At 34.8% G+C, this 26,051-nt stretch carries 27 protein-coding genes and 1 tRNA gene; 7 read left to right on the top strand and 21 right to left on the bottom strand.

The window, feature by feature from the left end:
• Positions 1 to 170: 170 nt before the first annotated feature.
• From OH814_RS07785 to OH814_RS07740, 10 genes are all read right to left on the bottom strand, one after another.
• Positions 171 to 1,169: a 2Fe-2S iron-sulfur cluster-binding protein gene (locus OH814_RS07785; RefSeq protein ID WP_079466401.1), complete on the bottom strand. Its 999-nt coding sequence runs from the start codon at positions 1,167 to 1,169 to the stop codon at positions 171 to 173.
• A gap of 42 nt (positions 1,170 to 1,211) precedes the next feature.
• Positions 1,212 to 2,042, bottom strand: a complete 831-nt coding sequence (locus OH814_RS07780; RefSeq protein WP_308827794.1) for a hypothetical protein — start codon at positions 2,040 to 2,042, stop codon at positions 1,212 to 1,214.
• Between the two features lie 14 nt (positions 2,043 to 2,056).
• Positions 2,057 to 3,412 carry an NADH-quinone oxidoreductase subunit NuoF gene (gene nuoF / locus OH814_RS07775; protein WP_308827793.1) on the bottom strand — a complete coding sequence of 452 codons (1,356 nt, stop codon included), beginning with the start codon at positions 3,410 to 3,412 and terminating at the stop codon, positions 2,057 to 2,059.
• 101 nt (positions 3,413 to 3,513) lie between these two features.
• Positions 3,514 to 4,023 carry an NAD(P)H-dependent oxidoreductase subunit E gene (nuoE, locus tag OH814_RS07770; RefSeq protein ID WP_076557793.1) on the bottom strand — a complete coding sequence of 170 codons (510 nt, stop codon included), beginning with the start codon at positions 4,021 to 4,023 and terminating at the stop codon, positions 3,514 to 3,516.
• A 126-nt stretch (positions 4,024 to 4,149) separates the two neighbouring features.
• Positions 4,150 to 5,373 (bottom strand): NADH-quinone oxidoreductase subunit D, encoded by a 1,224-nt coding sequence (locus OH814_RS07765; RefSeq protein ID WP_123886101.1) that lies wholly within the window; start codon positions 5,371 to 5,373, stop codon positions 4,150 to 4,152.
• 69 nt (positions 5,374 to 5,442) lie between these two features.
• Complete coding sequence (locus OH814_RS07760) at positions 5,443 to 5,937, bottom strand: NADH-quinone oxidoreductase subunit C (protein ID WP_308827792.1); 495 nt, start codon at positions 5,935 to 5,937, stop codon at positions 5,443 to 5,445.
• 11 nt (positions 5,938 to 5,948) lie between these two features.
• Positions 5,949 to 6,509 carry an NADH-quinone oxidoreductase subunit B gene (locus OH814_RS07755; protein ID WP_074231131.1) on the bottom strand — a complete coding sequence of 187 codons (561 nt, stop codon included), beginning with the start codon at positions 6,507 to 6,509 and terminating at the stop codon, positions 5,949 to 5,951.
• Between the two features lie 103 nt (positions 6,510 to 6,612).
• The gene (locus OH814_RS07750; protein ID WP_076557798.1) at positions 6,613 to 6,984 is read right to left on the bottom strand and encodes an NADH-quinone oxidoreductase subunit A; all 372 of its coding nucleotides are present in this window, start codon (positions 6,982 to 6,984) and stop codon (positions 6,613 to 6,615) included.
• A 120-nt stretch (positions 6,985 to 7,104) separates the two neighbouring features.
• A complete protein-coding gene (locus OH814_RS07745) occupies positions 7,105 to 7,281 on the bottom strand; it encodes a hypothetical protein (RefSeq protein ID WP_164463138.1) in 177 nt (58 codons plus the stop codon).
• A 9-nt stretch (positions 7,282 to 7,290) separates the two neighbouring features.
• Entirely contained in the window at positions 7,291 to 8,415 is a 1,125-nt protein-coding gene (locus OH814_RS07740; protein WP_308827791.1) for a GTP cyclohydrolase, read from the bottom strand.
• A 105-nt stretch (positions 8,416 to 8,520) separates the two neighbouring features.
• Between OH814_RS07740 and OH814_RS07735 the strand changes: the two genes are divergently transcribed.
• Together OH814_RS07735 and OH814_RS07730 are read left to right on the top strand one after the other, a co-directional pair.
• Entirely contained in the window at positions 8,521 to 9,210 is a 690-nt protein-coding gene (locus tag OH814_RS07735; RefSeq protein WP_308827790.1) for a zinc metallopeptidase, read from the top strand.
• A gap of 103 nt (positions 9,211 to 9,313) precedes the next feature.
• The gene (locus tag OH814_RS07730; protein WP_308827789.1) at positions 9,314 to 10,435 is read left to right on the top strand and encodes a hypothetical protein; all 1,122 of its coding nucleotides are present in this window, start codon (positions 9,314 to 9,316) and stop codon (positions 10,433 to 10,435) included.
• A gap of 1 nt (position 10,436) precedes the next feature.
• Here the strand turns inward: OH814_RS07730 and OH814_RS07725 are convergent, their stop codons facing one another.
• From OH814_RS07725 to rbfA, 7 genes are all read right to left on the bottom strand, one after another.
• Positions 10,437 to 11,045 carry a YigZ family protein gene (locus tag OH814_RS07725; protein ID WP_308827788.1) on the bottom strand — a complete coding sequence of 203 codons (609 nt, stop codon included), beginning with the start codon at positions 11,043 to 11,045 and terminating at the stop codon, positions 10,437 to 10,439.
• Between the two features lie 11 nt (positions 11,046 to 11,056).
• Entirely contained in the window at positions 11,057 to 12,082 is a 1,026-nt protein-coding gene (gene ribD / locus OH814_RS07720; RefSeq protein ID WP_308827787.1) for a bifunctional diaminohydroxyphosphoribosylaminopyrimidine deaminase/5-amino-6-(5-phosphoribosylamino)uracil reductase RibD, read from the bottom strand.
• A gap of 61 nt (positions 12,083 to 12,143) precedes the next feature.
• Positions 12,144 to 13,943: a DUF349 domain-containing protein gene (locus tag OH814_RS07715; RefSeq protein WP_308827786.1), complete on the bottom strand. Its 1,800-nt coding sequence runs from the start codon at positions 13,941 to 13,943 to the stop codon at positions 12,144 to 12,146.
• 75 nt (positions 13,944 to 14,018) lie between these two features.
• On the bottom strand, positions 14,019 to 14,756 hold the full coding sequence (locus OH814_RS07710) for a shikimate dehydrogenase (protein ID WP_308827785.1): 738 nt from the start codon (positions 14,754 to 14,756) through the stop codon (positions 14,019 to 14,021).
• A 62-nt stretch (positions 14,757 to 14,818) separates the two neighbouring features.
• Positions 14,819 to 16,612 (bottom strand): endonuclease, encoded by a 1,794-nt coding sequence (locus tag OH814_RS07705; RefSeq protein WP_308827784.1) that lies wholly within the window; start codon positions 16,610 to 16,612, stop codon positions 14,819 to 14,821.
• Positions 16,613 to 16,661: 49 nt separating this feature from the next.
• The gene (locus tag OH814_RS07700) at positions 16,662 to 17,867 is read right to left on the bottom strand and encodes an ABC transporter permease (RefSeq protein ID WP_308827783.1); all 1,206 of its coding nucleotides are present in this window, start codon (positions 17,865 to 17,867) and stop codon (positions 16,662 to 16,664) included.
• 4 nt (positions 17,868 to 17,871) lie between these two features.
• Positions 17,872 to 18,231, bottom strand: coding sequence for a 30S ribosome-binding factor RbfA (gene rbfA, locus OH814_RS07695; RefSeq protein WP_076557822.1), 360 nt, complete (start codon positions 18,229 to 18,231; stop codon positions 17,872 to 17,874).
• A 79-nt stretch (positions 18,232 to 18,310) separates the two neighbouring features.
• Here rbfA and mce point away from each other — a divergent pair, with 79 nt between their 5' ends.
• The 5 genes from mce to OH814_RS07670 all read left to right on the top strand — a co-directional run bounded on the left by mce (position 18,311) and on the right by OH814_RS07670 (position 23,010).
• Positions 18,311 to 18,709, top strand: a complete 399-nt coding sequence (mce, locus tag OH814_RS07690) for a methylmalonyl-CoA epimerase (RefSeq protein WP_308827782.1) — start codon at positions 18,311 to 18,313, stop codon at positions 18,707 to 18,709.
• Between the two features lie 62 nt (positions 18,710 to 18,771).
• Positions 18,772 to 18,845, top strand: a tRNA-Ile gene (locus OH814_RS07685).
• An 85-nt stretch (positions 18,846 to 18,930) separates the two neighbouring features.
• Positions 18,931 to 19,695, top strand: coding sequence for a type I methionyl aminopeptidase (map, locus tag OH814_RS07680; protein ID WP_308827781.1), 765 nt, complete (start codon positions 18,931 to 18,933; stop codon positions 19,693 to 19,695).
• A gap of 212 nt (positions 19,696 to 19,907) precedes the next feature.
• On the top strand, positions 19,908 to 21,146 hold the full coding sequence (locus OH814_RS07675) for a PQQ-dependent sugar dehydrogenase (RefSeq protein WP_201135384.1): 1,239 nt from the start codon (positions 19,908 to 19,910) through the stop codon (positions 21,144 to 21,146).
• Positions 21,147 to 21,507: 361 nt separating this feature from the next.
• Positions 21,508 to 23,010: a carbon-nitrogen hydrolase family protein gene (locus tag OH814_RS07670; RefSeq protein ID WP_076557832.1), complete on the top strand. Its 1,503-nt coding sequence runs from the start codon at positions 21,508 to 21,510 to the stop codon at positions 23,008 to 23,010.
• 118 nt (positions 23,011 to 23,128) lie between these two features.
• On the opposite strand, the gene OH814_RS07665 is transcribed toward OH814_RS07670, so the two are convergent.
• The 4 genes from OH814_RS07665 to OH814_RS07650 form a co-directional block, all read right to left on the bottom strand.
• Positions 23,129 to 23,974 carry a GLPGLI family protein gene (locus tag OH814_RS07665; RefSeq protein WP_308827780.1) on the bottom strand — a complete coding sequence of 282 codons (846 nt, stop codon included), beginning with the start codon at positions 23,972 to 23,974 and terminating at the stop codon, positions 23,129 to 23,131.
• An 11-nt stretch (positions 23,975 to 23,985) separates the two neighbouring features.
• Positions 23,986 to 24,366 (bottom strand): hypothetical protein, encoded by a 381-nt coding sequence (locus tag OH814_RS07660; protein ID WP_308827779.1) that lies wholly within the window; start codon positions 24,364 to 24,366, stop codon positions 23,986 to 23,988.
• A 70-nt stretch (positions 24,367 to 24,436) separates the two neighbouring features.
• Positions 24,437 to 25,525 carry a redoxin domain-containing protein gene (locus tag OH814_RS07655; RefSeq protein WP_308827778.1) on the bottom strand — a complete coding sequence of 363 codons (1,089 nt, stop codon included), beginning with the start codon at positions 25,523 to 25,525 and terminating at the stop codon, positions 24,437 to 24,439.
• 65 nt (positions 25,526 to 25,590) lie between these two features.
• Positions 25,591 to 26,010 carry a lysozyme inhibitor LprI family protein gene (locus tag OH814_RS07650; RefSeq protein ID WP_308827777.1) on the bottom strand — a complete coding sequence of 140 codons (420 nt, stop codon included), beginning with the start codon at positions 26,008 to 26,010 and terminating at the stop codon, positions 25,591 to 25,593.
• Positions 26,011 to 26,051: the final 41 nt, after the last annotated feature.

Below are 26,051 nucleotides of genomic sequence, written 5' to 3'. Positions count from 1 at the left end.
TTTATTATTTAAATGTTTGAAGATGGGAGCTGGAAGCTGGATGTTTAGCAATTCGCCGCACAACTATCATCGTTTAATCAATTTTTGTTCTAAATAGCAGAAGTTTATTTAATGATATATTTCAAAGCTGAAAAACATCCATCATCAAACTTCCGACATCCAGCGATTTATTATTTTTCGTCTTTTTCGCTGATTTCTTTAGCCATCGGATTGTCTAAAACTCTCAATTCGTCTTTAGGCTTCTCGTAATGGTTTAATGAAATAACCGAATGTCTGTCGATATGTCTTGGTCCTTCAATGTTCCAATCGCTAAGATTTTTTCTTTCGAAACGACAAGTGTCACAGATAAATTCTTCAACTTCTCCCCATTGATCTTTTCTTGCAGTAACTCTTACAATCTCGTCACCTTTCATGTAAACCGTAGCTTTCCCTGAACATTTATCACACTTACAAGTAGCGTTCATTGGCTTTGTAAACCAAACTCTGCTTGTAAAACGAGCTGTTCTGTCTGTTAATGCTCCAACCGGACAAACGTCGATTACGTTTCCGATGAAATCATTATCTAAAGCTTTATTTAAATAAGTTGAAATTTCCGCATGATCTCCTCTGAAAAGGATTCCGTGCTCACGTTCACCTGTCAATTGATTGGCCGCCAAAACGCATCTTGCACACAAGATACAACGGTTCATATTCAACTTAATATGTGGACCTAAGTCGTCTGCTTCGTACGTATTTCTTTCAAATTCAGTTCTGGTTTCAAGATTTCCGTGCTCGTAACCTAGATCCTGAAGATGACATTCTCCAGCCTGATCACAAACCGGACAATCTAAAGGGTGATTCACCAATAAGAATTCGGTAACTGCTTTTCTACCTTCCTGAGCTTTTTCAGAAGAAAGGTTTTTCACCTCCATTCCGTCCATCACATTGGTTCTGCAGCTCGCTACTAACTTTGGCATAGGACGAGGATCTGCTTCTGATCCTTTAGAAACTTCAACTAAGCAAGTTCTGCATCTTCCTCCACTGGTTTCAAGCTTGCTGTAATAGCACATTGCAGGAGGAACAGATTTTCCGCCGATCTGTCTTGCTGCTTCCAAAATGGAAGTACCAGGCAACACTTCAGCAGTCTGTCCGTCTATCGTTATTTTGAATTTTTTAACCTCTTCGCTCATATTCTATGCTTTCGCTTATGCTTTTAGGCGTTAAGCTATATTTTAATTATACTTTTTTGTATTAAATGTATATCCAATTCCGAAATTGAACTGTGCATATACAAAATCCTGTGAAGCTTTGTCTGGTTTATTGTTCAGTGTTGTTTTAATATCCGGCATATTGATATATCCGAATTTTCCTTCTGCCTGAAGAACAATATGTCTTATCGCAACCACGCTTACCGCAGCTCTTGCATCCAAACCAAAACCTGCAAGATGGAATCTGTCACTTCTTTCATTTCCCATCAGCTGAACATTAGATTTCGGCAGTAATGCTCCAATCCCAGCTCCGTAACTCAAGAAAATATCAATATTTTTTTTGTCTAAAACATTATGATATTTCTGAGCTCCAATATTGATATAATTAAGACCATCAGTGTGTTCAAACGTTAAAAAATCGTTTCCACTAAGATCTACTTTACCATTATTTACCATTCCTGCGTATTCGGGATCATTGATATATCCTTTAAAATCTACAGTCTGATTTTGATCCATCACATATTTCATGTGATCCATTCCTAATGTGATACCAAAATTATCTTTCGGGAAGTACGTAATTCTATAATTAACCTGCGGAATTGTTATGTTTCCCGGGTTAAAATAGGTTCCCCATTCAAATTTGGTCTGTCGGTCATGAGCAACTACATTATCTAATTGAAAATCATAACCATCTCCTTTAAAATGAATATCTGATTTTGAATATTTTGCATTATTCCAACCCCAGAATACCAGTACAGATCCTTTTTTGAAGGGATTAACTTCCTTTTTTTCTGTAGTAACCTGTCCAAAAACAAAATTCGACAACAAAAGGCCTACAGCAATTATCTTTTTCAACGTTTCACTTGCTATTAATTAGTGGCTGCAGCCGGAATAGGATCTGCATAATGAGCCAAACCATAATTTTGTGTTAAACACAATTCAGGGTTTTTGATATGCCACTCGAACTCATCTCTGAAATGACGAATAGCCGCAGCAACAGGCCAAGCTGCCGCATCTCCAAGCGGACAAATGGTATTTCCTTCGATCTTTCTCTGGATATCCCAAAGCAAATCGATATCTTCCATTTTTCCTTCTCCTTTCTCAATTTTTTTCAAAATTTTGTACATCCATCCCGTTCCTTCACGACAAGGAGTACATTGTCCGCAACTTTCGTGATTATAAAATCTCGCCAAAGTCATGGTATGTTCTACGACGCACTGATCTTCATCCAAAACAATAAATCCTCCTGAACCCATCATTGTTCCGGTAGCAAAACCACCGTCAGCAAGAGATTCATAGTTCATATATCTTGGTTCACCGTTTACCGTTTTCAATAATAAGTTTGCAGGAACAATCGGAACCGAACTTCCACCAGGAATACAAGCTTTCAGCTTTTTACCATTTGGGATCCCACCACAATATTCATCAGAATAAATAAATTCTTCAACCGTGATGGTCATATCGATTTCGTAAACTCCTGGTTTGTTGATGTTTCCACAAGCAGAAATTAATTTTGTACCAGTTGAACGACCAACACCGATTTTAGCATATTCTGCACCTGTAATATCGATGATCGGAACGATTGCTGCGATAGATTCAACGTTATTTACAACCGTTGGTCTTTCCCAAAGTCCTTTTACAGCCGGGAAAGGCGGTTTTAGTCTTGGGTTTCCTCTTTTTCCTTCAAGAGATTCAAGTAAAGCAGTTTCTTCACCACAGATATAAGCTCCGCCACCTCTTTGAACATAAATTTCACAATCGAAACCTGATCCTAAGATGTTTTTACCTAAAAATCCTGCAGCTTTAGCTTCTTCAATTGCTTCTTCCAAAATATCCGGAATCCAAGAATATTCTCCACGGATGTAGATATAAGAAACGTTTGAACCTAAAACGAAAGATGAAATCAACATTCCCTCGATCAAAAGATGAGGAAGAAATTCCATCAGATATCTGTCTTTGAAAGTTCCCGGTTCAGATTCATCTGCATTCACTACCAAGTGTCTTGGTACACCTTCCGGTTTTGCCAGAAAGCTCCACTTCATTCCCGTCGGGAAACCTGCACCACCACGACCACGAAGACCTGAAACTTTTACTTCTTCAAGAATTTCTTCGGGAGTCATTTTAAAGGCTTTTTCTGCAGCTTCGTAACCGCCTTGTTTGCGGTAAGTTTCGAAGTAACGTATTCCTTCTACGTGTGCGTCTTTAAGTAAAAGTTTTTTACTCATTTTTATTTGCTTATTGCAATTAGCTTTTGGCTTTTTGCATTAATTATTATTAAACGTTAAGTGAATAATTTAAAATCTAAAATGTAGAATTTAAAATTATATTAGTCTAAAGCAACTTGTCCTTCTCTGCAAAGCTCAAGGATTTCGTCTACTTTTTCTATCGTTAAATTTTCGTGATAAAATTTCCCTAACTGCAACATTGGTGCGTATCCGCAAGCTCCAAGACATTCAGCAGGTTTTAGGGTAAACATACCGTCTTCGGTAGTCTGCCCATCTTTTATATTTAATTTTGTTCTGATATGATCCAGAATTTTTTCGCTTCCACGAACCATACAAGGTCCGGTTCTGCAAACTTCCAAAACATATTTACCCACCGGTTTCATATTAAACATCGTATAAAAAGTAGCTACTTCGTATACTTCAATTGGTTTAATACTCAATAATTCAGCAACATAATCCATCACAGGAACGTCTAACCATCCTCCAAATTCTTTCTGCGCTAAATGTAAAACAGGAAGAAGGGCAGACTTTTGTCTTCCTTCAGGATATCTTGCGATAATTTTGTGTACCTGTTCTAAACTTTCCGGTTTAAAAGCTATTGTTTCGCTCATTTTATTATGTAGATTAAAGAACAAAGAACCAAGAGAAAAGACTTTTTGATTCGTATTCTAAATTCAATTTTATTTAATTTGAAGAAAGTCTTTCGTCTTTCTTCTTTTATCTTTTTGTCTAATATATTATGCGTCTAATTCTCCCGCAATTACATTCATACTACACATCGTAACGATGGCATCTGAAATTACAGAACCTGTAATCATCTCAGGATATGCTTGGTAGTAGATAAAACATGGTCTTCTGAAGTGAAGTCTGTAAGGGCTTCTTCCGCCATCACTTACCAAATAGAAACCTAACTCTCCGTTTCCGCCTTCTACAGCGTGATAAACTTCTCCTTTAGGAACATCTGTTTCTCCCATTACAATTTTGAAATGGTAAATCAATGCTTCCATTTTCTTGTAAACATCAGCTTTTTCAGGAAGATAAAATTCCGGAACATCTGCATGGAAAGGTCCTTCCGGCAAATTGTCATAAGCTTGGTTGATAATTTTAAGAGATTCCCAAACCTCCTGCTGACGAACCATGAAACGGTCATACGTATCACCTGAAGTTCCTACTGGAATGATGAAATCGAAATCTTCATAAGAAGAATAAGGCTCTGCAACTCTTACATCATAATCTACACCTGTTGCACGTAAATTCGGACCTGTAAAACCATAGCTCAAAGCTCTTTCTGCCGAAATTGCTCCTGCACCAATCGTTCTGTCCATAAATATTCTGTTTCTCTCCAATAGATTACAGAATTCCTGAAATCTTGCAGGGAAAGTTTTTAAGAAATCTTTCAGCAACTCATGGAATTTCGGAGTGAAATCTCTTTCAAAACCTCCGATTCTACCCATATTGGTTGTCATTCTAGCTCCACAAATCTGCTCGTACATATCATAAATACGCTCTCTTTCGATGAACATATAGGTAAGACCTGTAATTGCACCTGCATCCATACCGGTTACCCCGTTACAAATCAAGTGATCACCAATTCTCGCCAATTCCATTAAGATTACACGCATATAATCTACACGTTTAGGAACTTTTACGCCAATCAGTTTTTCTACTGTCATATGCCATCCTATATTGTTGATAGGAGCAGAACAATAGTTCATACGATCAGTCAGTGTAGTAATTTGAGCATAATTTCTTCTTTCAGAAATCTTTTCAAAAGCTCTGTGGATATAACCAACGGTTTGCTCTGCATGCAGAATTCTTTCACCGTCCATTGTAAGAACGTTTTGGAAAATTCCGTGCGTTGCAGGGTGAGTAGGTCCCAAATTCAGGGTGTATAATTGCCCGTCGATTTGTTCGTTACTGTTGTGCTGGTTAAGTATATTTGATAATGAGTTGTCTTTCATAATATATAATTGATAATTGATAGGCGATAATTGATCGTTAATCAATCATCATTAATCATTTATATTTTCTTATCTACCAAACATGCTGTCGTTCTTATCTGTTCTGGTACCATCTTCCAAACGATATTCTTTCAGCATTGGGTGATAACCAAGATCTTCCATGTTCAGGATTGGCCTTAAATCAGGATGTCCTTTAAATTTAATACCGTAGAAGTCAAAAGTTTCTCTTTCCATCCAGTTGGCTCCAGCATAAAGCTCTGTCAAAGAATCTACTTCAATATTTTCCCTAGACATGAAAGCTTTTATACGGATTCTGAAATTCGTCATCATATTTTGTAAATGATAGATAACGCCGATTTCTTTATCCGGGAATTCTGGGTAATGGATTCCACAAACATCAGTAAGGAAATTAATTTCCAATGATGAATCTTTAAGATAATGAATTACTTTTTTGATGTCCTCTTTTTTAATCTCAATAGTCAGCATTCCATAAGGCTCTGAGCTTGAAATTACAGATTCCGGAAACTCTCTTGTTATCGCTACTAATACAAATTCGTTCGTCATTTCCGTATCAATTAATTGCTAATATTATAAGAATCAAGCAATGCTTGGTATTCCGGCATATCTCTTCTTCTGATGCTTTCGCTTTCTGCTAAAGCCTGAACCTGCATTACACCTTCAATAATCTGCTCTGGTCTAGGTGGACAACCAGGAACGTAAACGTCTACCGGAATGATTTTATCGATTCCCTGCAAAACTGAGTACGTATCAAAAATACCTCCACTAGAAGCACAAGCTCCTACAGCAACCACCCATTTTGGTTCTGCCATTTGGGTATATACTTCTTTTAAAACAGGACCTAATTTTTTTGAAATAGTTCCGCAAACCATCAACATATCTGCCTGTCTTGGTGAGAAAGAGTTTCTTTCCATACCAAATCTGGATGCATCATACGTTGGGTTAAGGGTAGCCATGAACTCGATACCGCAACAAGAAGTAGCAAAAGGTAAAGGCCAAAGTGAAAACTTTCTAGCCATACCGATGACACTGCTCAGTTTCGTTGCGAAAAATCCTTCTCCTTCAAATCCTTCCGGAGCCGGTGCATCTGTTCTTATAATTGGTTTTTGATCTGACATTTTGTTGATTTTAAGATTTTAATTTAGATTCTAAATCGTTGCTAATGTTAACTTTGATTTAATTGACGTGATCTAAACTTTTTATTTAAAATTATAATTGAATTTATTTATCCCAGTCTAGCGCACCACGTTTCCAAACATAGAAAAATGCAAGGAAGAAGATGGCAACGAATGTAAGAACCGCAAAGAATCCTTCAAGACCAAATTCTCTGAAGTTTACAGCGTACGGATAAAAAAATACGATTTCGATATCGAATAATACAAACAATATTGCGGTTAAGAAATACTTGATCGAAAATGGTGTTCTTGCGTTTCCTTCAACAGGTACACCGCATTCCCAACTTTGATTTTTCACAGAATTTCCTTTTTTCTGCTTTGGTCCCAGGAAATGAGCTCCAAGCAAAGAAATGGCTACAAAACCTATTGCAACACCAGCTTGTATAAGGATCGGAATATAACTTTCAGGTAAATTCATTTTTACATTATTATCTCAAGTTGCAAATTTAGGCAATAAACAATAAAGCATGAAATTAATCAACTTAAAAGTCTGATGAAAATAGAGAAAACCGATAATTTAGAATCAATAAAAATAGTGTTATTTCTTCATTTTTTTAAGGACAGTAAGCGCCATAAATGAAATATAGCCAAAAAGTATACTTGCATAAACAATATTTACAAGCGTATTCATTCTGTCGTCAGCTAAAGCAAAGAAGATATTATACACAGCGAAACCTGCAATAAGAATAGCGAAAATGATAAGGTGTGGCTTCATATTATCATATTAGAATTTTAAAGAATACGTTCTTCTTCTTTTATGATTTACAGGATTGTAATCCTGCCAAAGAACCTGCACACTTTTGTTTTCTTCCAATTCAGGATTGGTTTCCGCAAAATCGATCCCCATATTGTTGAATCGTACGAAGATTTCTTTGAAAATAATAGCCGTTACACCACGTCTTTGATATTCGGGATGAATTCCGATCAGATAAAAATTGGCGCGGTCGTTTTTTTTCTGAGCCTGCAAAAAATGCCACCATCCGAAAGGAAAAAGTTTTCCTTTTGATTTTTGTAAAGCTTTGGAATAAGAAGGCATCGTAACTGCAAAAGAAACCAACTCATCATGCTCATCAACTACGCAGATTACGTAGTTTTTAGCAATCATCGGGAAGAATTTTTCTTTGTATGTCTTGATTTGTTCTTCAGAAATAGGAGTATAGGTAGAAAGATGTTTGTAAGTCTCGTCAAGCAGCTTAAACATTGGTTTTACGTAAGGTAAAATCTCCTCTTTGCTTTTAAAATCTAAAACTCTTAAATTATATTTTTCAGCAATCAGTGAACTGAATTTTTCTACTTTTGGAGGAAGTATTTTAGGAAAGTTCATTTCAAACTCTACCCATTCTTTTTCTTTTAAAAGCCCAAGGTTTTCAATGTGTTTTGAGTAATATTCGTGATTGTAAATTCCAATCATTGTAGCGATTTTCTCAAATCCGAACGTAAGCATTCCTGCTTTGTCGAGATTGGTAAAACCCATTGGTCCCTCGATATTGTCGATCTGATGTTCTTTAGCATAATTAATAGCTGTATCGATTAATGCTTTAGAAACTTCTGTGTCATCAATAAAATCAATCCAGCCGAAACGGACCTTTTTTATACCAAGTTCTTTTTCTTCTTTACGATTGATGATTACTGCAATTCTGCCGACTATTTTACTGTCTTTCCATGCCAAAAACTGCTTTGCTTCAGAATATTGCAACGCAGGATTTTCCTGAGGATTCCATACATTAATTTCATCTTTTATAAATGAAGGCACATAATATGGGTTGTTTTTGTACAAATTCATGGGGAATTTTACAAATTGCTTTAAATCTTCGGGAGTTTTTACTTCAATAATGGAAACTTTCGACATAGTTTTCAGGTAAATTCAACCACAAATATAATTAATAAAACCTAAAACTTTGGCACAATTTTTACATCATTTACTAGAATTATTCTATATTAAATTAAAAATAAAATGACAGGTTATTATCTTATCATAGGAATTTCGATGCTGGTAAGCTGGCTGGTTTCCTCAAGATTAAAATCTAAGTTCGAATATTATTCAAATGTACATCTCAGAAACGGAATGTCTGGTAAAGAGGTTGCTGAGAAAATGCTGAGAGATAACAATATACATGATGTTCAGGTGATTTCGGTTCCCGGACAGTTAACCGACCACTATAATCCTGCAGATAAAACAGTGAATCTTTCTGAGGCAGTTTATATGCAGAGAAACGCAGCTGCTGCAGCTGTTGCAGCTCACGAATGTGGCCACGCAGTACAACATGCTGTAGGATATTCTATGTTACAACTGAGATCAAAACTGGTTCCTGTGGTGAGCATAAGCTCAAACTTAATGCAGTTTGTATTGATGGGAGGTATTATTGTTATGGCAATGAGTGGCAGCAAATTAGTACTAGTGATCGGAGTAATTATGTTTGCACTTACTACATTGTTTGCTTTTGTGACGCTTCCGGTAGAATATGACGCAAGTAACAGAGCAATGAAGTGGTTAAAAGATACAGGAACGGTAACTTCTGAAGAATTTGTTGGCGTGAAAGATAGTCTCACATGGGCTGCGCGAACTTATTTGGTGGCAGCACTTGGGTCTTTGGCACAACTTATATACTTTGCTTCTCTCTTAATGGGAGGTCGACGAGATTAGATTTAAGTTTTAAATTCAAAAAATATACATAGCATCTCAGATAATTTCTGGGATGTTTTCTTTTTTAATACAAAGTCATTCAATTTTGATATTTTTGGTTGTTATGAAAAATACAAACTGGAAGATTGAATCAACGGTTCAGCAAGCAAATGTTTTAATGAGAATTATTGCTTTATTTTGGTTTGTTAAGAAGGTTTGGAGTTATAAAGCCTGGATTACAGATCGTTTCTATCCGGTGATTCCTGCTTTCGATTTCTTCGAATATATTCCAAGTTATTTTGATACTCTCCTGTTTGTCATCTCTTTACTTTTATTATTAATTATTTTATTTGCTAAAAAAAATCGAGGATTGCTGATTTCTTTTTTCGTGATAGAATTATTCAGCTGTATGCTGGATACGGTAAGATGGCAACCTTGGGAATATATGTATTTATCTTTTTTTATGGCTTTTATTATCAATTTTCACAGGCCAAAAAATATAATCGTATTAATGCACTTACTTTTGGTGTCAATGTATTTTTTTAGCGGACTACATAAACTCAATCGAGGTTTTCTTTCTTCTGTCTGGATGAATACAATTCTTGAAGATTTTATGGGATTTTCTCGTGAAACAGTTTTAAAATATAAACTTTTTTTCGTCGGGCTTGTCATTCCTTTTTTCGAAATACTACTTGCAGGATTGCTTGTTTTTTCTAAAAATAAAAAAAGAGTGAGCTATTTTTTAATCCTGATTCATCTCAGTATTTTAATGATTTTAGGACCTTTAGGTTTGGGATACAATTCTATAGTTTGGTTTTGGAATCTGGCGATAATCTTCATTTTGCTTATTACTTATCATAAACCTTTTGAGATCAATAATATCAAACCTTTTTTACTCAATCATTTCTATTGGTTGATTTTATGGTTTTTGATGCCGGTTTTAAGTTTTTTTGGAAGATGGTATCAATACTTTTCTTTCAATTTATATTCCGGAAAGGGAAAGCAAATGTACATTTGCGTTTCGTCAAAAGAGAAAATGCAACCTCAGTTTGGAAACATCATCAATTATAATGGTTCGCCATCGATCAATCTTCAAAATTGGGCAATGAAAGAGATGGAATTAATGCCAATTCCTGAAATGGAAATTTATTTAAAAATAAGTGATGAAATAAAGAAAAGATATGGAAAGAATAATGTTAAAATAATAATGTATGATTCTGAAAATCAAAAAATAATAAAGCTGTAGATTATTGTTCAATTATTTTACAAACGACATGTTGAATGTTACTTAATGCATCAATAATGTCATCTTTATGTTTAGTCTTTATTCTTGCTGAAATAATTGCAGTTTGCTGCGAATCAAAATTCAAAATCTTGGCATCAAATTTTGAAAGTAGGGTGAAAATAATATTCTGCTGATTGAATTGAAACTGAATTTCAATTTCAATTTCCAATTCTTTCGTAATAATATTGGCTTCTTCTAAGGTGATTTTCGCTGATTCTTTATAGGCTTTTACCAAACCTGAAACGCCTAGTTTTGTCCCGCCATAATACCGAACGCTTATTACTAAAACATTGGTGATTTCGTGAGCTAAAAGTTGATTGTAAATTGGTAAACCTGCACTTCCGGACGGCTCTCCGTCATCATTTGCACGGTAATTTTCACCATTTAATCCCATTCTGAACGCATAGCAATGATGAGTTGCCTTCGGATGTTCAGTTCTTATTTTATCTAAAGCGCTTTTAAGTTCAGTTTCATTATTAACCGGAAAAGCAAAACCTAAGAATTTGCTTCCTTTTTCTTTAAGTAAGGTATTTTCTACAGGTTTTTCTATGGTTTTGTATTCGTGCAGCATTTGTCGGCTTCTTAATGAGAATTCTTATAAAATTCAATAACGTTGTCTCTGAAATCCTGGGTGTCGATGGGCGTTTTGTTAAATCTTGGAGCTTTCGTTCCGTTTTCTAAGAGTAAATTTTTATTTTTGATAATAATCGTTTCATCCCATAAACCAGCATCAATGAATTGTTGTAACACCAGACTTCCGCCTTCCACGATGATTGATTGTATCTGAAGTTCGTGTAATGTTTTCAACATATTTGCAATGAAATTTTCTCTTGAAGTTTTGATGAATTTTATATTTCCCTCGTCACCTTCTTTTACAGAATTGAAAACTAAAGTTTCAGCCTCATTGCTGTAAACATTAAAATCTTTCGGAACTTTTAGATCAATATCAATCAAAATTCTGATAGGGTTTCTGCCTACAATTTCTCTTGTGGTGAGACTCGGGTTGTCTCTTAAAGCAGTCATCGTTCCAATCAAAATAGAATGCTCGTTGCTTCTTAATTGATGTACAAACTGTTTGGTCAGTTCATTGCTGATTTGGGTAGGTTTAAAATCTTTGTCCATAAAACGGTCGCCAGATTCTGCCCATTTTAAGATGATAAAAGGTCTTCTTTTTTCGTGGTAAGTGAAAAATCTTTTGTTTAATTCAATGCATTCTTTTTCCAAAACTCCGGAAACAACCTCAATTCCTGCGTCCTGGATTATTTTCTTGCCTTTTCCGTTTACTTTATCGTGAGAGTCCATCGCGCCGATAACAACTTTTTTAAAGCCCAGTTCAACAATTTTTAAAGCACAAGGCGGCGTTTTTCCGAAATGTGCACAAGGTTCCAAAGAAACATAAATAGTAGATTCAGGAATCAGGCTTTTTTCTTCAACCGAATTTATAGCGTTGATCTCCGCATGTCTTTCACCTGCTTTATGATGATAACCTTCACCGATTATTTTATCGTTGTGAACAATCACACTTCCCACCAATGGATTTGGGTAAGTATTTCCGATGGCTTTTTGAGCGAGCTCAATGCATCTTCTGATGTAAAATTCTTCTTGCATTTAGATAAAAAAAGCGAATACAAATTTCTTTGTTTCGCTCTATATTTTACTTTAATTTTAATTATTCTCCAGCGATAATACTGTGAAGATTCTGCTTTAAAGTCTCAAGATGAGCTTTTTTGTCATCAATCGTATTGTAAGTATCTCGTAAAAGCGGATTGTCTTTCGAAGGATTCTTGAAGAAAGAAAGATTGTTCTCAAGTTTTACGATTTCTGCTTCAAGATCTGAAATCTGGTTCTTGATTTTTCTTGCTTTATCTGTTAATTGGTTTTCAGATAAACCTTCTTCTTTTAATTCAAGCTCGTTGATTTTGTTAAGCTTCAGTTTTTCTCTTAAAGTTTTATTAAACTCCGAGTTAATCGCCATTTTATCTCTCGGAACTTTTCCAATATTATTCCAAGAAGTTTTAATTGCTTCTATTTTTTCGATGCTTCCTTCATCGTTTGAAATGGTTTTTAACTCTTCAAGAATATCTTTTTTAAGCTTGTAGTTTTCTTTCCAGTTATCGGTAGAAGCACTGCTTTTTTCTCTGTAATTATTAAAGAATGTATTGCATGCATCACGAAATTCGTCCCAGATTTTATTGGTCATACTTTTTGGTACGTGACCTATTTTCTTCCAGTCTTCCTGAAGTTTTTTGAATAAAGCCACAGCAATATCCCAATCTTCAGAATGCATGTTGTCTTTTGCAGTCTGAATCAGCTTCATTTTCTCATCAAGATTCTGCTGTTGAGAACCTTTCAAAGATTTATAATAATTATTTTTTGTCGTGTTGAATCCTCTTAAAGTAGATTTGAAATCATTCCAATTATTATTGGATAGTTTTCTAGGAACACTGCCTGTTTTCAAAAACTCTGAACGCAATTCTTCAACTCTTTTGATGGAGTTTTGCCAATATGTATGATTAGGATTGTCTTTTGGCTCAGAAAGTTTCTTGATTTCAGCAATGATCTCATTTTTCTTCTCAAGATTGGCATTCTGCTCTGTTTCAATAGCTGCAGACAGTTCAGTTTTTCTATCGTGAATTTTATTTGAAATTTCTTTGAATTCTTCCCAAGTTTTTTCACGGAATTCTTCAGAAACCGGTTCTGCTTCTTCTTTCCAAAGCTTGTGAAGATATTGAAGTTCGTTTAAAGCTTTTTGTACAACCGGCTCATTTTCCAGCTCTTTTGCTCTCGCAATAATGTGCTGTCTTTTTTCTAAGTTGTGGCTGTATTCCTGCTCAAGAAATTCTTTATTTAAATCCAACATCTGATAAAACTGATTCAAATGATGGAAATAGTTGTTGTTTAAAATTTTAAATTCAGATTTTGCTACCTGGCCAGAATTTGACCATTCTTCCTTGATCTCTCTGATTGATTTGAAAAGATTTACTCCGGGCTCAGAATTAGTATAAAGATTTTTAAGTCTTTCTATAATACTTTGGCGGTGGTCTAGATTTTTTTTCTGTTCTTCTTCCTGATTTTTCTGGAAATTGTCATGTTTTTCTCTGAAAATATGAATCAACCCGGAAAGTTTAGATTGAGAAGGATGTTCGTAGCTGAAGTTTTCGATTGCATTTCCGGCATCGGTGTATTCATGCTTTTTATCTTCAATCTCGTCGTGAATCGAATGATTTGCTTTTTCTTTTAATGCATTAAATTCTCTGTATCGTTCACCTGCATTATTAGAATTGATGATTTTTTCCATTTCCTTCAGGGTATCCGCAAGAGACAGGTCAGCAAGAGAATCGTGTTGAGAAGCATCAGGATCTTCATCGTGATGGTTTTCTTCAGCATTCTGTGTGTTTTCAACTGTTTCCTGAAGTTCTGTAGAAGGTTTTTGTTCTTCGTTTTCAGAAAGATTATTTTCTGTTGTCATAGCAAATCTTTTATGAATAATGGCGTTAATTTCTTAAAGCGAGCTAATATAAGCCAATTAAGTTACTAATTTATGTTATTTTTTTTTAAACGACCAAATTTCCCAGGCTTTTTCTGCCTGTTGTTCCAGCATATAATATCCGTTGACGGTTTTGGCTCCGTTTTGTGATGCGTTTAAAATAAATTTGCTATACTCGGGATTGTAGATAAGATCAATCACCAGATGTTGATTTGTAAGGGCTTCAAAAGGAAAATCAAGGCAATCTTCAGTATTGGGGAAAGTTCCCACCGGAGTGCATTGGATGATCAATTTATTTTTTGAAACTATTTCTAAGTCTAAGTTGTCAAAATTAATTTCTGATTTTCTCGAAATCGTCTGATACGGAATCTGATGTTTGTCTAAAACATATTGCACTGCTTTTGCAGCACCACCATTTCCTAAAACCAATGCCGATTCATGATGTGCCTTTTTGTGTGCAACGAGCGTTTTTTCGAAACCGAAAGCGTCTGTATTGTAACCGGTTTTCTTTCCATTTTCAATTAAAACACAGTTTACAGCGCCTATTTTTTGAGCTTCATCGCTCAATGCATCCAGATAATCTATAACTTTTTCTTTGTAAGGAATCGTTACATTAAAGCCTAAAAGATTAGGTTTTAAAAGGAGTTCTTCAATTTCATTGATTTCCTGTAAGTCGAAAATTTCGTATGAAAAATCGGTGAGTTTTTTCTTTTTAAATTTATCTTCAAAATATTTTTTTGAAAAAGAGTAGGAGATGTTTTTTCCGATCAGTCCTAATTTGTTGCTGGAATCCATACTTCAAAAATAAAAAAAAGACCGATAAAAATCGGTCTTTCGTAGTGAAAATATTTGTTGTCTTACTCTACAATGAATTTTGTAGTGTTGTGGTCTGTTTTCAGGATGTAAACTCCTTTAGTTAACCCGTGAAGATCGATTTTATTTGAGTTTTTGAAAGGATTTGCAATGTTTTTAATCACTTTTCCTGAAAGATCATAGATTTCAGCTTTCAAAACTTTGTTCAGGTTTTCACCTTTTACAAATAGTTCATGGTTTTTAACCGGGTTTGGATAAATACCGAAGGCTTTTTCTTTTGAATTTTCAACAGTTGATAAAGAAGCAGCGCAAGTCCAAGTAAGATCATCAATTGCTACTCTTGGCCCATTAGTAGCCGTGATCGGGTTTGTAATTTTAATAATAATATTCCCGCTCACATTGATATTGCTAATTGTAGTTGTTGTAACTGTATTAGCTGTTGCAGTGTAAGGGATTGTACCTACCTGAACTCCATTGATTTCTAGATTTAAATTACCAGGTCCTGTTCCGTATTTCAGAGAAGTTTTAATTGTTAAGTCTTGCATCCCTCCCGATATAGTAGAACTGGTTAAGTTACCGATTCTTAGTGTGATCGCTTTTCCATTAATTGTTTCGTCTACTCTTGCATCAGTTGCTGTCCAGGTAATATTGTTATTTGTCCAGGTTCTTGTAGCATATCCGTTTCCTGTTCCCGTGATATTTTCGAAATCTTCAGTTCCACAAGTTCCTGTTCCGCCACCTGATCCCGCAAGTGTGGTTTCAGTAGCTGTATTGCTTTGTGTAGATGCATTTCCTGCCGCATCTTTAGCTATAACATGGAAGTTGTACGTTGTTGAAGAGGTTAAGCCTTGAACAGTTGTAGATGTTCCTGAAACTGTTGCTTTTAAAACATTATTAGCATAAACGTCGTATCCTATAACTCCTACATTGTCTGTAGATGCAGTCCAGCTCAATGCGACAGTGCTTGAAGTAGGGTTGTTTGCTATTAAGTTTGTCGGAGTTGTCGGAGCTTGTGTATCTGTAGTCGGTGTTCCCCAAACCAAATTTACATAATTAGGATTGTCAATGTAAGGGTTTCTGTTTCCCTGATAAGTGTATGAAGCATTGTTTCTTCCTATTTCTGCCGGTGAAACAGGATCTAAATTGTGCCACGCCAAAAGCTGATTAAGTTCCCAGGTTTGTAATCCTGGATAAGCAGAATTACCAAGCATATTTCCTGAGCTGAATGTAGAAAGCTGGTTTTCATATCTTGTTACAAAATAAAATATCATTCTTGCTACATCACCTTTGAATTCATCAATTGGTTCAAAGACGGTTCCTGTATATCCAGCAGAAACAGAACTGCCTCTTTTAGAACCATTATTCGAAATGTAATTCGTAACGCCTACATTTCCAAAAGGAAAGCTACCTCTTATATTGTTAACATATCCATCTGTTGCTCTGATAAAATGAATGTCATTTTTCATTGGAGAAGCCTCATTAAAAAGACTTTGTGGAACAATATGCTCTCTGTTGTAGCAGTCTCCTTCATTACCATAGCTTCCACATTGATTGGTACTATAGGTAAAATTATAAGGATCTGCAGCTGTTGGTCTTTCAGAATAAATATCTAAAATAGTACCATCATTTTCATAATAATAATCTCTGTCAGTAGTTTGATAACCAGTCCAAAGTCCACCATAACCGTGATCTTGATGTCCGTTTGTGATAATGTCTTTTAACTGTGTTTTAAGTGTGGCACCCGTTCCGGTGGCTGTACTGTAATAATTAGCAGGGGCCTGAGCTAAAGCACTGATCGCAATCAGACTCAGCAAGTAAGAGTATAAAATTCGTCTCATTTTTTCTAAATTGGGAGGCAAATTTACGAATAACTAGAAATTTAAAATATTAATTTTTAGTAATATAGTCTTTGCTGATTTTAGAAAAGAACCAAGAAATAGTGATGCCAAAGATTGAGGCAATAGCTGCAACGATTAAATAATTTTCACCTACAATTTTTACAGGAAAAGGCAAATCTTCTACTGCTTTAAATAATTCGGTGTAGATCTGGAAATAGCATAAAGCTGTGCCCAAAATAAGACCTGATATTACGCCTAAAATAACAATTAAAATCCCGGTGTAGAAATAGGTCATTCTAAGATGAGCTAAAGGAAAACCTAAGGAAATAAGAGATTTTGCCTGTTGCTTTTTATCAAGTTGTAAAATAATAATTGCGCCTGCCAAATTAAATGTTGTAATGAAGATAACCAAAGCGAAAATTAGGTAAATAAACAGTTTTTCGGTATTGATCATTTTCCAGAAAGCTGCATTTTCTTCCTGTTTGGTTTTGATTTCGACGTCTTTTCCTAAAGCTTTAAGCAGATTTTGTTTTACAGAATCAATATTTTCCGGATTTTTAAGCTTAATAACAATTTGATATGCTGAATTTTTTGGAAGATTTAATAATTCTTCAGCCAGTTCTACCGGCGCAATAATATAATTGTTGAGCTGCTCGTTCCCAGGGAAAACACCACTAATGATGATTTCTTTTTTATTATAAATGTCTTCTTCCTTATTGATAATTCCTGTGCCGGGTTTAGGCATGAAAAGCGTTGAGAAATCAGTGTTTGAGTCTACAGGAATTCCTAATCTGTTCTGAAGTGAACGCTCCATGATTACTTCATTGCTGTATTCAAATGAAGGATAGCTTCCGTAAAAAATATTTTTATCAATCGGGTTTACCTTTGTATAAGCTGAATCTACCCCGCGAAGATAGGCAACATCGCCTTTTCCGTTGTAATTGATGTATGTTTTTTCTTCTATTACCCTCGAAAAGCTCGAAATATCTTTGTTATTCTTTAAAACGGAATTTATTTTCTGTAGATTTTTAATGGTTTTTCCGGATGTACTTTTTATCGTTAAGTCAGCATGAAGATTAGAAATTAAAGTTTTGTTGAAATCTTCAAGTCCCGAAAAAACAGAAATAATGACAAACATTGCAGCTACAGCAACACTCATCGCCACAGCGGCAAGCCAGGTAATAAACGTTACGGCAGTGCTTCCTTTTTTAGATAAAAGGTAGCGTGATGCAATGTAAAATGCAATGTTTTTCAATGTCTTATAAAACAGGGTTATCGCCTTCGCCTCGAAGCTCTCTTTCGATTTTCTCTACATCATCAAGTGTCGTATCAAGATAGAAGCTCAACTGTGGAATAATACGAACCTGTTTTGCCATTTTCTGACCGATAAAGTTTCTGTATTGTGCCTTGTTTTCTTCTATTTCTTTCATAATTGTAGAACGAAATTCCTGCGGGAAAATACTTAAATAGATTTTTGCAATTCCCAAGTCGGGTGTTACTTTAACGTCGGAAACGGAAACCAGAAAATTCTGTTTGCTTTCTGATGCCTGTTTACGGAAAAGTTCTGCGAAATCTTCCTGTATAATCTGTGCTACTTTTCTTTGTCTGTTGCTTTCCATAATTTATGCAAATTTAGTACTTTTGTTTGAATTGCTATTTGAAAATTGAATAGCAGTCAAAAAAATATAGTTTAGATTTATGAAATTAGAGCATATCGGTATTGCAGTGAAATCTTTGGGGATCTCTGATGATCTTTTTAAAAAACTTTTAGGGAAAGAATCTTACAAAAAAGAGACCGTAGAAAGAGAAGGCGTAGTGACTTCATTTTACGAAACAGGTGAAAGTAAAATTGAGCTTTTGGAAGCCAGTAATCCTGAAAGTCCGATATCAAAATTTATTGATAAAAAAGGAGAAGGTATTCATCATTTGGCATTTGGCGTAGAAAATATACAGAATGAAGTAGAAAGATTAAAAAAAGAAGGATTTCAGTTTATCTCTGAAGAGCCTAAAGAAGGTGCTGATAATAAATTAGTTGTGTTCCTGCACCCGAAATCAACCAATGGAGTCTTGGTAGAACTTTGTCAAGAAAAGGCATAAAAAATTTTGTAGTGAAAGAAATTTTACTATTTTTGCAAACACAAAATTTAACCAAATTTTGAGGTCCTATAGCTCAGTTGGTTAGAGCACCTGACTCATAATCAGGTGGTCCCTGGTTCGAGCCCAGGTGGGACCACAGAACACTTACTGTTACAGTAAGTGTTTTTTTATTTCTAATCAATATTTTTTATTCCCTAACTTTACTCTTTCAAAAAATCATTATGTCTATAACAAACGAACAGGAATTAATCGGAATGCAGAAAGTAAGCGAAGCAGTCGCTTTTACTCTGAAAGAAATGATGAATTATGCAAAAGTTGGAATGACGACAAAAGATCTTGACGAATACGGAGCAAAAATTCTTTCAGACTTTGGTGCAAAGTCAGCGCCTTATCTTACGTATGGATTTCCGGGTTGGACTTGCATAAGTGTAGACAACGAATTCTGTCATGGAATTCCTAGCTCAGAGAGAGTTCTGAAAGAAGGTGATTTAATTAATATTGATGTTTCGGCAGAGCTTAATGGATATTGGGCAGATAACGGCGGCTCATTTATCATTGGAAATGACATCAACCAACATAAGAGATTAGTCGATGCATCAAAGGAAATTCTGGAAAAAACCATTAATAATATAAAAGGCGGCGTGAAAATCGCTGATATTGGATTTTTAATGGAAACTGAAGCCCAAAAAAGAGGATTTAAAGTCATTAAAAATCTTGGCGGTCACGGTGTTGGAAGAAGTCTACATGAGGAACCTGATGAATTGATGAATTACAAAAATCGTTACGATAACCGAAGGTTTAAGAAAAATTCTGTTGTGGCGATCGAAACATTTATTTCGACAGATTCAACGATTGCGGTGGAATTGAATGATGGTTGGACGATGATAGGAAATAAAGGTGGCTATATGGCGCAACATGAGCATACTATTATGATTACTGATGGAAAACCTATTATATTGACTCAGATGAATGAGATTTTAAATTAATAAAATCATTTCCGATAATATTAAAACCTTTCATTTTAAATGGAAGGTTTTTTTTGTAAATAATTCAGGCTAAATATTCTTATGATTACTATTTAATATGATATGTTAAAAGTGAATTATTTTAAATAATACTGAATTATTGGCGCAAACTTTGATGATTTCCAAACTTTAAATTGTCATTTTTTAAATCAAATCACCAAATCTTAGTCAATATGAAATTTAAAGTACATTACATGCTGATTGCATCTGCGATGTTTTTGGCAAACTGTTCTGATGACATCGAGCAACAACCTGTTGAAGAGCCTGGAAATGAGGCAATTTATCCGCCTGTCGAAACCAATCCTGCAAATACAACATATTCTCCTGCTTTTGCCGGGCAGACAAGGGTAAATGGTGTGAAAACACAGACACCTTACAGCAGTACCGTTTTAAGTTCATCATTAACGTCGCCTTGGGGAATCACCGCTTTACCGGACGGAAGATTGCTGATCACTCAAAAAACCGGAACAATGAGAATTGCAACCAGTACAGGTACTTTAAGCAATCCAATAACGGGAATTCCTGCAGTTAATTCTAACGGACAAGGAGGTTTATTAGGACTTTGTATAGACCCGCAATTTTCTACAAACAGAATGATCTACTGGGTTTTCTCTGAAAATGTTGCAGGAGGAACTCAGACTTCAGTAGCAAAGGGAAAACTTTCAACCTCTGAAACATCTATAGAAAATGCAGTCGTTATTTACAGAGCAAATCCGTCTTCTTCTGCAGGAAATTTACATTATGGAGGGAGAATTTTATTTGACTCTACCGGAAATCTTATGGTAAGTGTAGGAGAACGTTCTGATCTTTCTACAAGACCTTTGGCGCAATCGGTTACTGCAGCAATCGGTAAAATTTTAAGGATAACAAAAGATGGCGCTCCGGCTCCGGGAAACCCTACTTTTACTCAGTCTGGAGCTTTACCTGAATTGTACAGTATCGGTCATAGAAATCCGCAGGGAATTGCCATTCATCCTACAACAGGAGATTTGTGGCAAAGTGAACACGGACCTCGTGGCGGAGACGAAATTAATCGTGTATTGCCTGCAAAAAATTACGGTTGGCCAACAATCACTTACGGAATAGAATATAGTGGTGGAGTTATTGGAAGCGGAATTCAGCAGCAAAGCGGAATGGAGCAGCCTGTATATTACTGGGATCCTGTGATTTCACCAAGCGGAATGACGTTTTACAAAGGAAATAACGTTCCGGAATGGCAAAATAACCTGTTTATAGGCTCATTAAGCGGAACTCACATCGTAAGACTCGTTATAAAAGATAATAAAGTGATGGGAGAAGAACGTTTGTTGGTAAACGAAGGGCAGCGTTTCAGAGATATCACGCAGGGAACAGATAATGCATTGTATGCGGTAACCGATGCGGGAAGATTATATAAGATTCAAAAACAATAGATTTTTTTTTCGTACTCTTGAAACACCTCCAGAAATGTTGGTGTTTCTTTTTTTTAATTTTCATTTAACTCAGTTGGTTCTAGGCAACATCAATTAAAGTTAGACGTCTTAATTTAGAAGTTTATACGTTCAACTTAAACAAATTAGACGTTTGAGTTTATTGCTTTACGCGTCTAAATAATTTGGTTTTATAAAACGATGAATTAATAATGCTTTAAAACAGAAAAATATACAAAACAGGTCTGTGATTTTTTACAAAACGAAAATATAGTTTGTATTAAATAACATCTTTCAAATATTTTTAAAGGACGATGTCAAAAGGTTTGCAGAGTTTTTGCGTAACTTTAGTAAAAATATATTTATGCAGATAGAAACACGTACCCTGAAAGTAGATGATTATGACGAGCTGGTAGAAACCATGCGCAGAGCCTATCCTCAAATGTCAGAATACGTCTGGTCAAAAAAAAGCATTGCAAAGCTTAATAAAATTTTTGAAGCCGGACAGATCTGCATCACGGTAGACGGAAAAATTGCAGCTGTTGCGCTGTCTATTATCGTTAATTATGATGAGTTTGGTGACGATCATACGTATAGTGATATCACAGGCAATTACTCTTTCAATACCCATATTTCAACCGGAAATGTTTTATACGGAATCGAAATTTTTGTTGATCCCGAATATCGTGAACTGAGATTGGGAAGAAGATTATATGATGCCCGAAAAGAACTTTGTGAATTATTAAATCTGAAATCTATTATTTTGGGTGGAAGAATTCCGCATTATCATAAGCACAGTCATGAATTGTCAGCGAGAGAGTACATCAGAAGAGTAAGAGACAAGGAAATATATGATCCGGTACTTTCTTTTCAGCTTTCCAATAATTTTCTGCCGATAAAGGTGCTGAAAAAATATCTTCCCGAAGATGAAGCTTCGCGCGAAAATGCTGTATTAATGCAGTGGAATAATATCTATTACAGCAAAAAGCCAAATACAATGCAGGATAGCGTTATTCGTCTGGGATTGGTGCAATGGCAGATGAGGCAATTTAAAGATATTCATGCTTTTTATGAGCAGGTAGAGTTCTTTGTAAATGTAATGGGAGATTATAAATCAGATTTTGTGCTGTTCCCGGAATTATTCAATACCCCTTTGCTCGCTCCGTTCAACAACCTTTCAGAGCGGGACAGTATGATTGAGTTGGCTAAAATCACCGAGGAAATTAAAATGAAAATTTCAGATCTGGCAATCAGTTACAATGTGAATATTATTTCCGGAAGTATGCCGATTTTTGAAAATAACGACTTGTACAACGTAAGTTATCTTCTTCACCGTGACGGTAGAATTGATGAATACAGGAAAATTCATATTACGCCCAACGAAAGGAAGTATTACGGAATGAAAGGCGGAAATGAAATTAAAGTTTTTGATACCGACTGCGGGAAAATAGGTTTGGTCATTTGCTATGATGTAGAATTTCCTGAATTACCAAGAATCTTAGCCGATCAGGGAATGAAAATCTTGTTTGTGCCTTATCTTACCGATACTCAAAATGCTTACATGAGAGTTCGTCACTGCGCTGCGGCAAGAGCCATAGAAAACGAATGTTATGTAGCGATTGCGGGCTGTGTAGGAAATTTACCGGGTGTAAATAATATGGATATTCAGTTTGGTCAGGCAGCGGTTTTCACACCTTCAGATTTTGCATTCCCGTCTAATGCTGTGAAAGGTGAGGCGACTCCCAATACTGAAATGACGCTGATTGTTGATGTGGATGTTAATTTACTGAAAGATCTGCATTATAACGGCTCCGTTCAGATTCTGAAAGACAGAAGAACAGATTTATATGAAACGTATTTGAAATAAATTTGATTAAAAATAGTAAAGCACTTTCGTTTTTTGAAGGTGCTTTTTAATGATAATCTTACGGTTCTCTTTTTTAAGATTGTTTTAAAGAAATCAAATGTAGGAGTAAAAATGATTATTATTTTTTAGACTTACTCTCACTCTCTCTCTTCAAAATATCGATCTCAATAATATTATTGTCTTTGCTGATTTTTTCAAGCATCATTTTTCTTTGCTCACGGATAATCTGGTCGCCCGTTCTGAAATTTCCTTCAGAATCTCTTTGATCCGGAATTCTACCGGTAAGATGAGCAGCCGGGTCAATTCTATGTTGTAAATATACTTTTACATATGCAGAATAATCTACTTTTGCTTTCCCGAAATAATCATCTTTACGCTCAGGATATTCAAAAGGTTCTTTAGTATTTTTAATGCCTTTTAAAACAAATTTGTGACTTGAAGTTTTGTCTTCAATTTTAAGAATTAATCCTGGCAGACCATAAAATTTATACGGACCATCCTGAATAGGAATATCTTTAGCAAACCATGCAAACCATGTTCTGCCTCCAAACTCTGTGGTAGCTTTTTGAACTTTGTAATTTAATATTTCATCAAATTCATTCAATAAATTCCATTTTAGTTTGACATCTTGATCAACAGTGTATTTGGCATCACCAACTTTTGTCTCAAAAGAAATTTTTTTATTTTTCAAATCTTTAATGTCCATTTCAACAATCTTATACGGAAGAGGCATTACCATCACATTTTTCTTGGTTTCTGCAATGATTGTGGAATCTGAAATATATTTGTCGAAACTGTAGTAGTGAGATTTTTCCTTGTCAATATTAAGGATCATTATTTCGGTACTTACGTCTTTCCGATTTGTAGAGTCGGAAATAAATTGATATTCGCAAGTAAATTCTTTATTCTGGGCTAAAGAAAGACCAAAACAGAAGATAAATAAAAAATTAAGATATAATTTCATGATTTCATCATTTATGCAATGTGTCTGGAACTATAATTTTTTTGACAAACCAGACAGTATAGATCTTCTCTCCAAATCCGGTTAATTTTATAATTTAATACCGTATTAATTTCCTGAACGATATTTATATTTTGCACTATGGCAGATTTTTCCTTGGTTGATTTTGTGTCTGATGAGGCTTTTGGAGTAGTAAGGTTTTTTGTCTTTACTTCCGAATCTGAAGTTTGCGATTGAGATTTATCTTTGTCAACATTCACCATCATAATTTCGGCAACTTTATTCTGAACATTCACAGAATCTTGTTTGAGGCTACTTTCAGGTTTATGCTCAGTGTTTTGAGCAAAAATAAAATGAAAGCTAAAGAGCAAAATAAATTGTAGAAATAATTTCATCGATGATTGTTTGTGAAAACTAATATAAGAAAATTACTTCTACTTATCTCCTGTTTGTGATTTTTAAATTTTATTTGATACTTAAACTTTTCAGAAACGGTAATACTTGTGAAGAACCATCTAAAGTTTCTGTAATAATTCCGTTTTCATTCACCAAGTAAAGGATGGGATAACCATTAATTCCAAATTGTTTTTCAAGGTCTTTTCGATCAGTAATTATCGGGAATTTTACTTCTGTAGTGGCGAAATATTTCTTGACATTTACTTTAGAATCCGAACCGAAAATATTGATGAGCTCAATTTTAGGATTTAAATTAAAACCAGAGCTTAAAATATAATCAGAAATGATTTTAGAATAACCACAATTGGTCGAAGAAAAGAGTAGAAGGGTTTGCTTTTCTTTTTGTGGAATGAAAGAAAATTCTTGACCGTTAATGTCGATGGCTTCAAAAGACGGAGCTTCTGTATTTTTTGCTAAGGGTTGCAGAGATTCTTGTCGTTCGAAGTATTTTAAAGCATACTGTGTCGGAAGGATCACTTTAAAATTGGTCGTTTTATCAAAAAAAATGTAGTTGCTAAAAAGATACGTAATGGTTTGCCCAAGTTTTCCATCAACAAAACTTTTTCTTTCAAACTTGCTGATTGTAAAATTTCTCGAAATATAAATATGAAACTCAACTTTTATTTCTTTTCCTTCGTAATGATCAATGCTCTCAATATTTGAATAATGACTGTGAATTTTCCCATCGATTTGGGTTTCATCAATAAAGCTCCATTTCTTTTTTAGCAAAGTGGTTGGTCCGAATTGCCTGAGACGGGAAGATGAAATTGCAGCGTTTTGATTTTCTTTATTTTCGTATTGGTAAACAGTTTTTTCAGCATGATTTACTTCGTAATACGAATTGTTTTTATAGAATTCTTCTGAAGTTTCGTTCTTACTGTAGAATTCAAAGTCTTTATTTTGAGGTTTGTAAACGGTGTATAAAACATTGAAAACAGAGACTGCATCCGTTTCGGGATTAGGATAATATGCGGTAGTTTTATAGCTGATTACATTGGCCTGGAAATATTTGCGTTTTGCTTTTTCTAAATCGGGAACTTGAGCGCAAAGTTGAGCGATGCTTAATAGCAATAAAATGATGGTTGTAATCTTTTTCATTTTTATTACAGATGACATTTTGTATTTATCTAAATTTATTGATGCATTTCTATAAGAGTTTAAATTTAATACTCTAAATCTTCCAAAAACATCTGTAATTCCAAAGCTCTGTTTTTTACAATTTCTTTTTTCCTATCCTCGGCGATATTGTACCATATTGTTCCTTCTTTTACTTCAAAATAAAATTTAGTAATGAATTTAGATTCTTTATCACGATAGATAATCCATTCTTTTTGCGAAGCTTTAAGTATTTCAAAAGCGTCTTTTGGAAGTTTAGTTGAAAGAAGATTATAATATTTATTCAGCTCTTTATCCCAAGATTCTCTCGCTATTATAGTGCATTCTCGCATTTCAGCATTTGAAATATCTTGCTTGCCAAAACATTTTGATTCTTCAATATCTATAAAGTTTTCTTGCAGGCTTTTATTCTGAGAAAATAAAGAGTTTGAAAGAAAAACAATAAGTAAGATAAGCGTATTTTTCATAATTTTTGAAACTAAAGATTCTTAAAAAGATACGGTATTTC

The sequence above is a fragment of the Chryseobacterium sp. CFS15 genome (assembly GCF_031118795.1).
GTDB lineage: Bacteria > Bacteroidota > Bacteroidia > Flavobacteriales > Weeksellaceae > Chryseobacterium > Chryseobacterium indoltheticum.
Note: the sequence above shows the minus strand (reverse complement) of the source record. Positions and strands in the feature narration are given on the sequence as shown.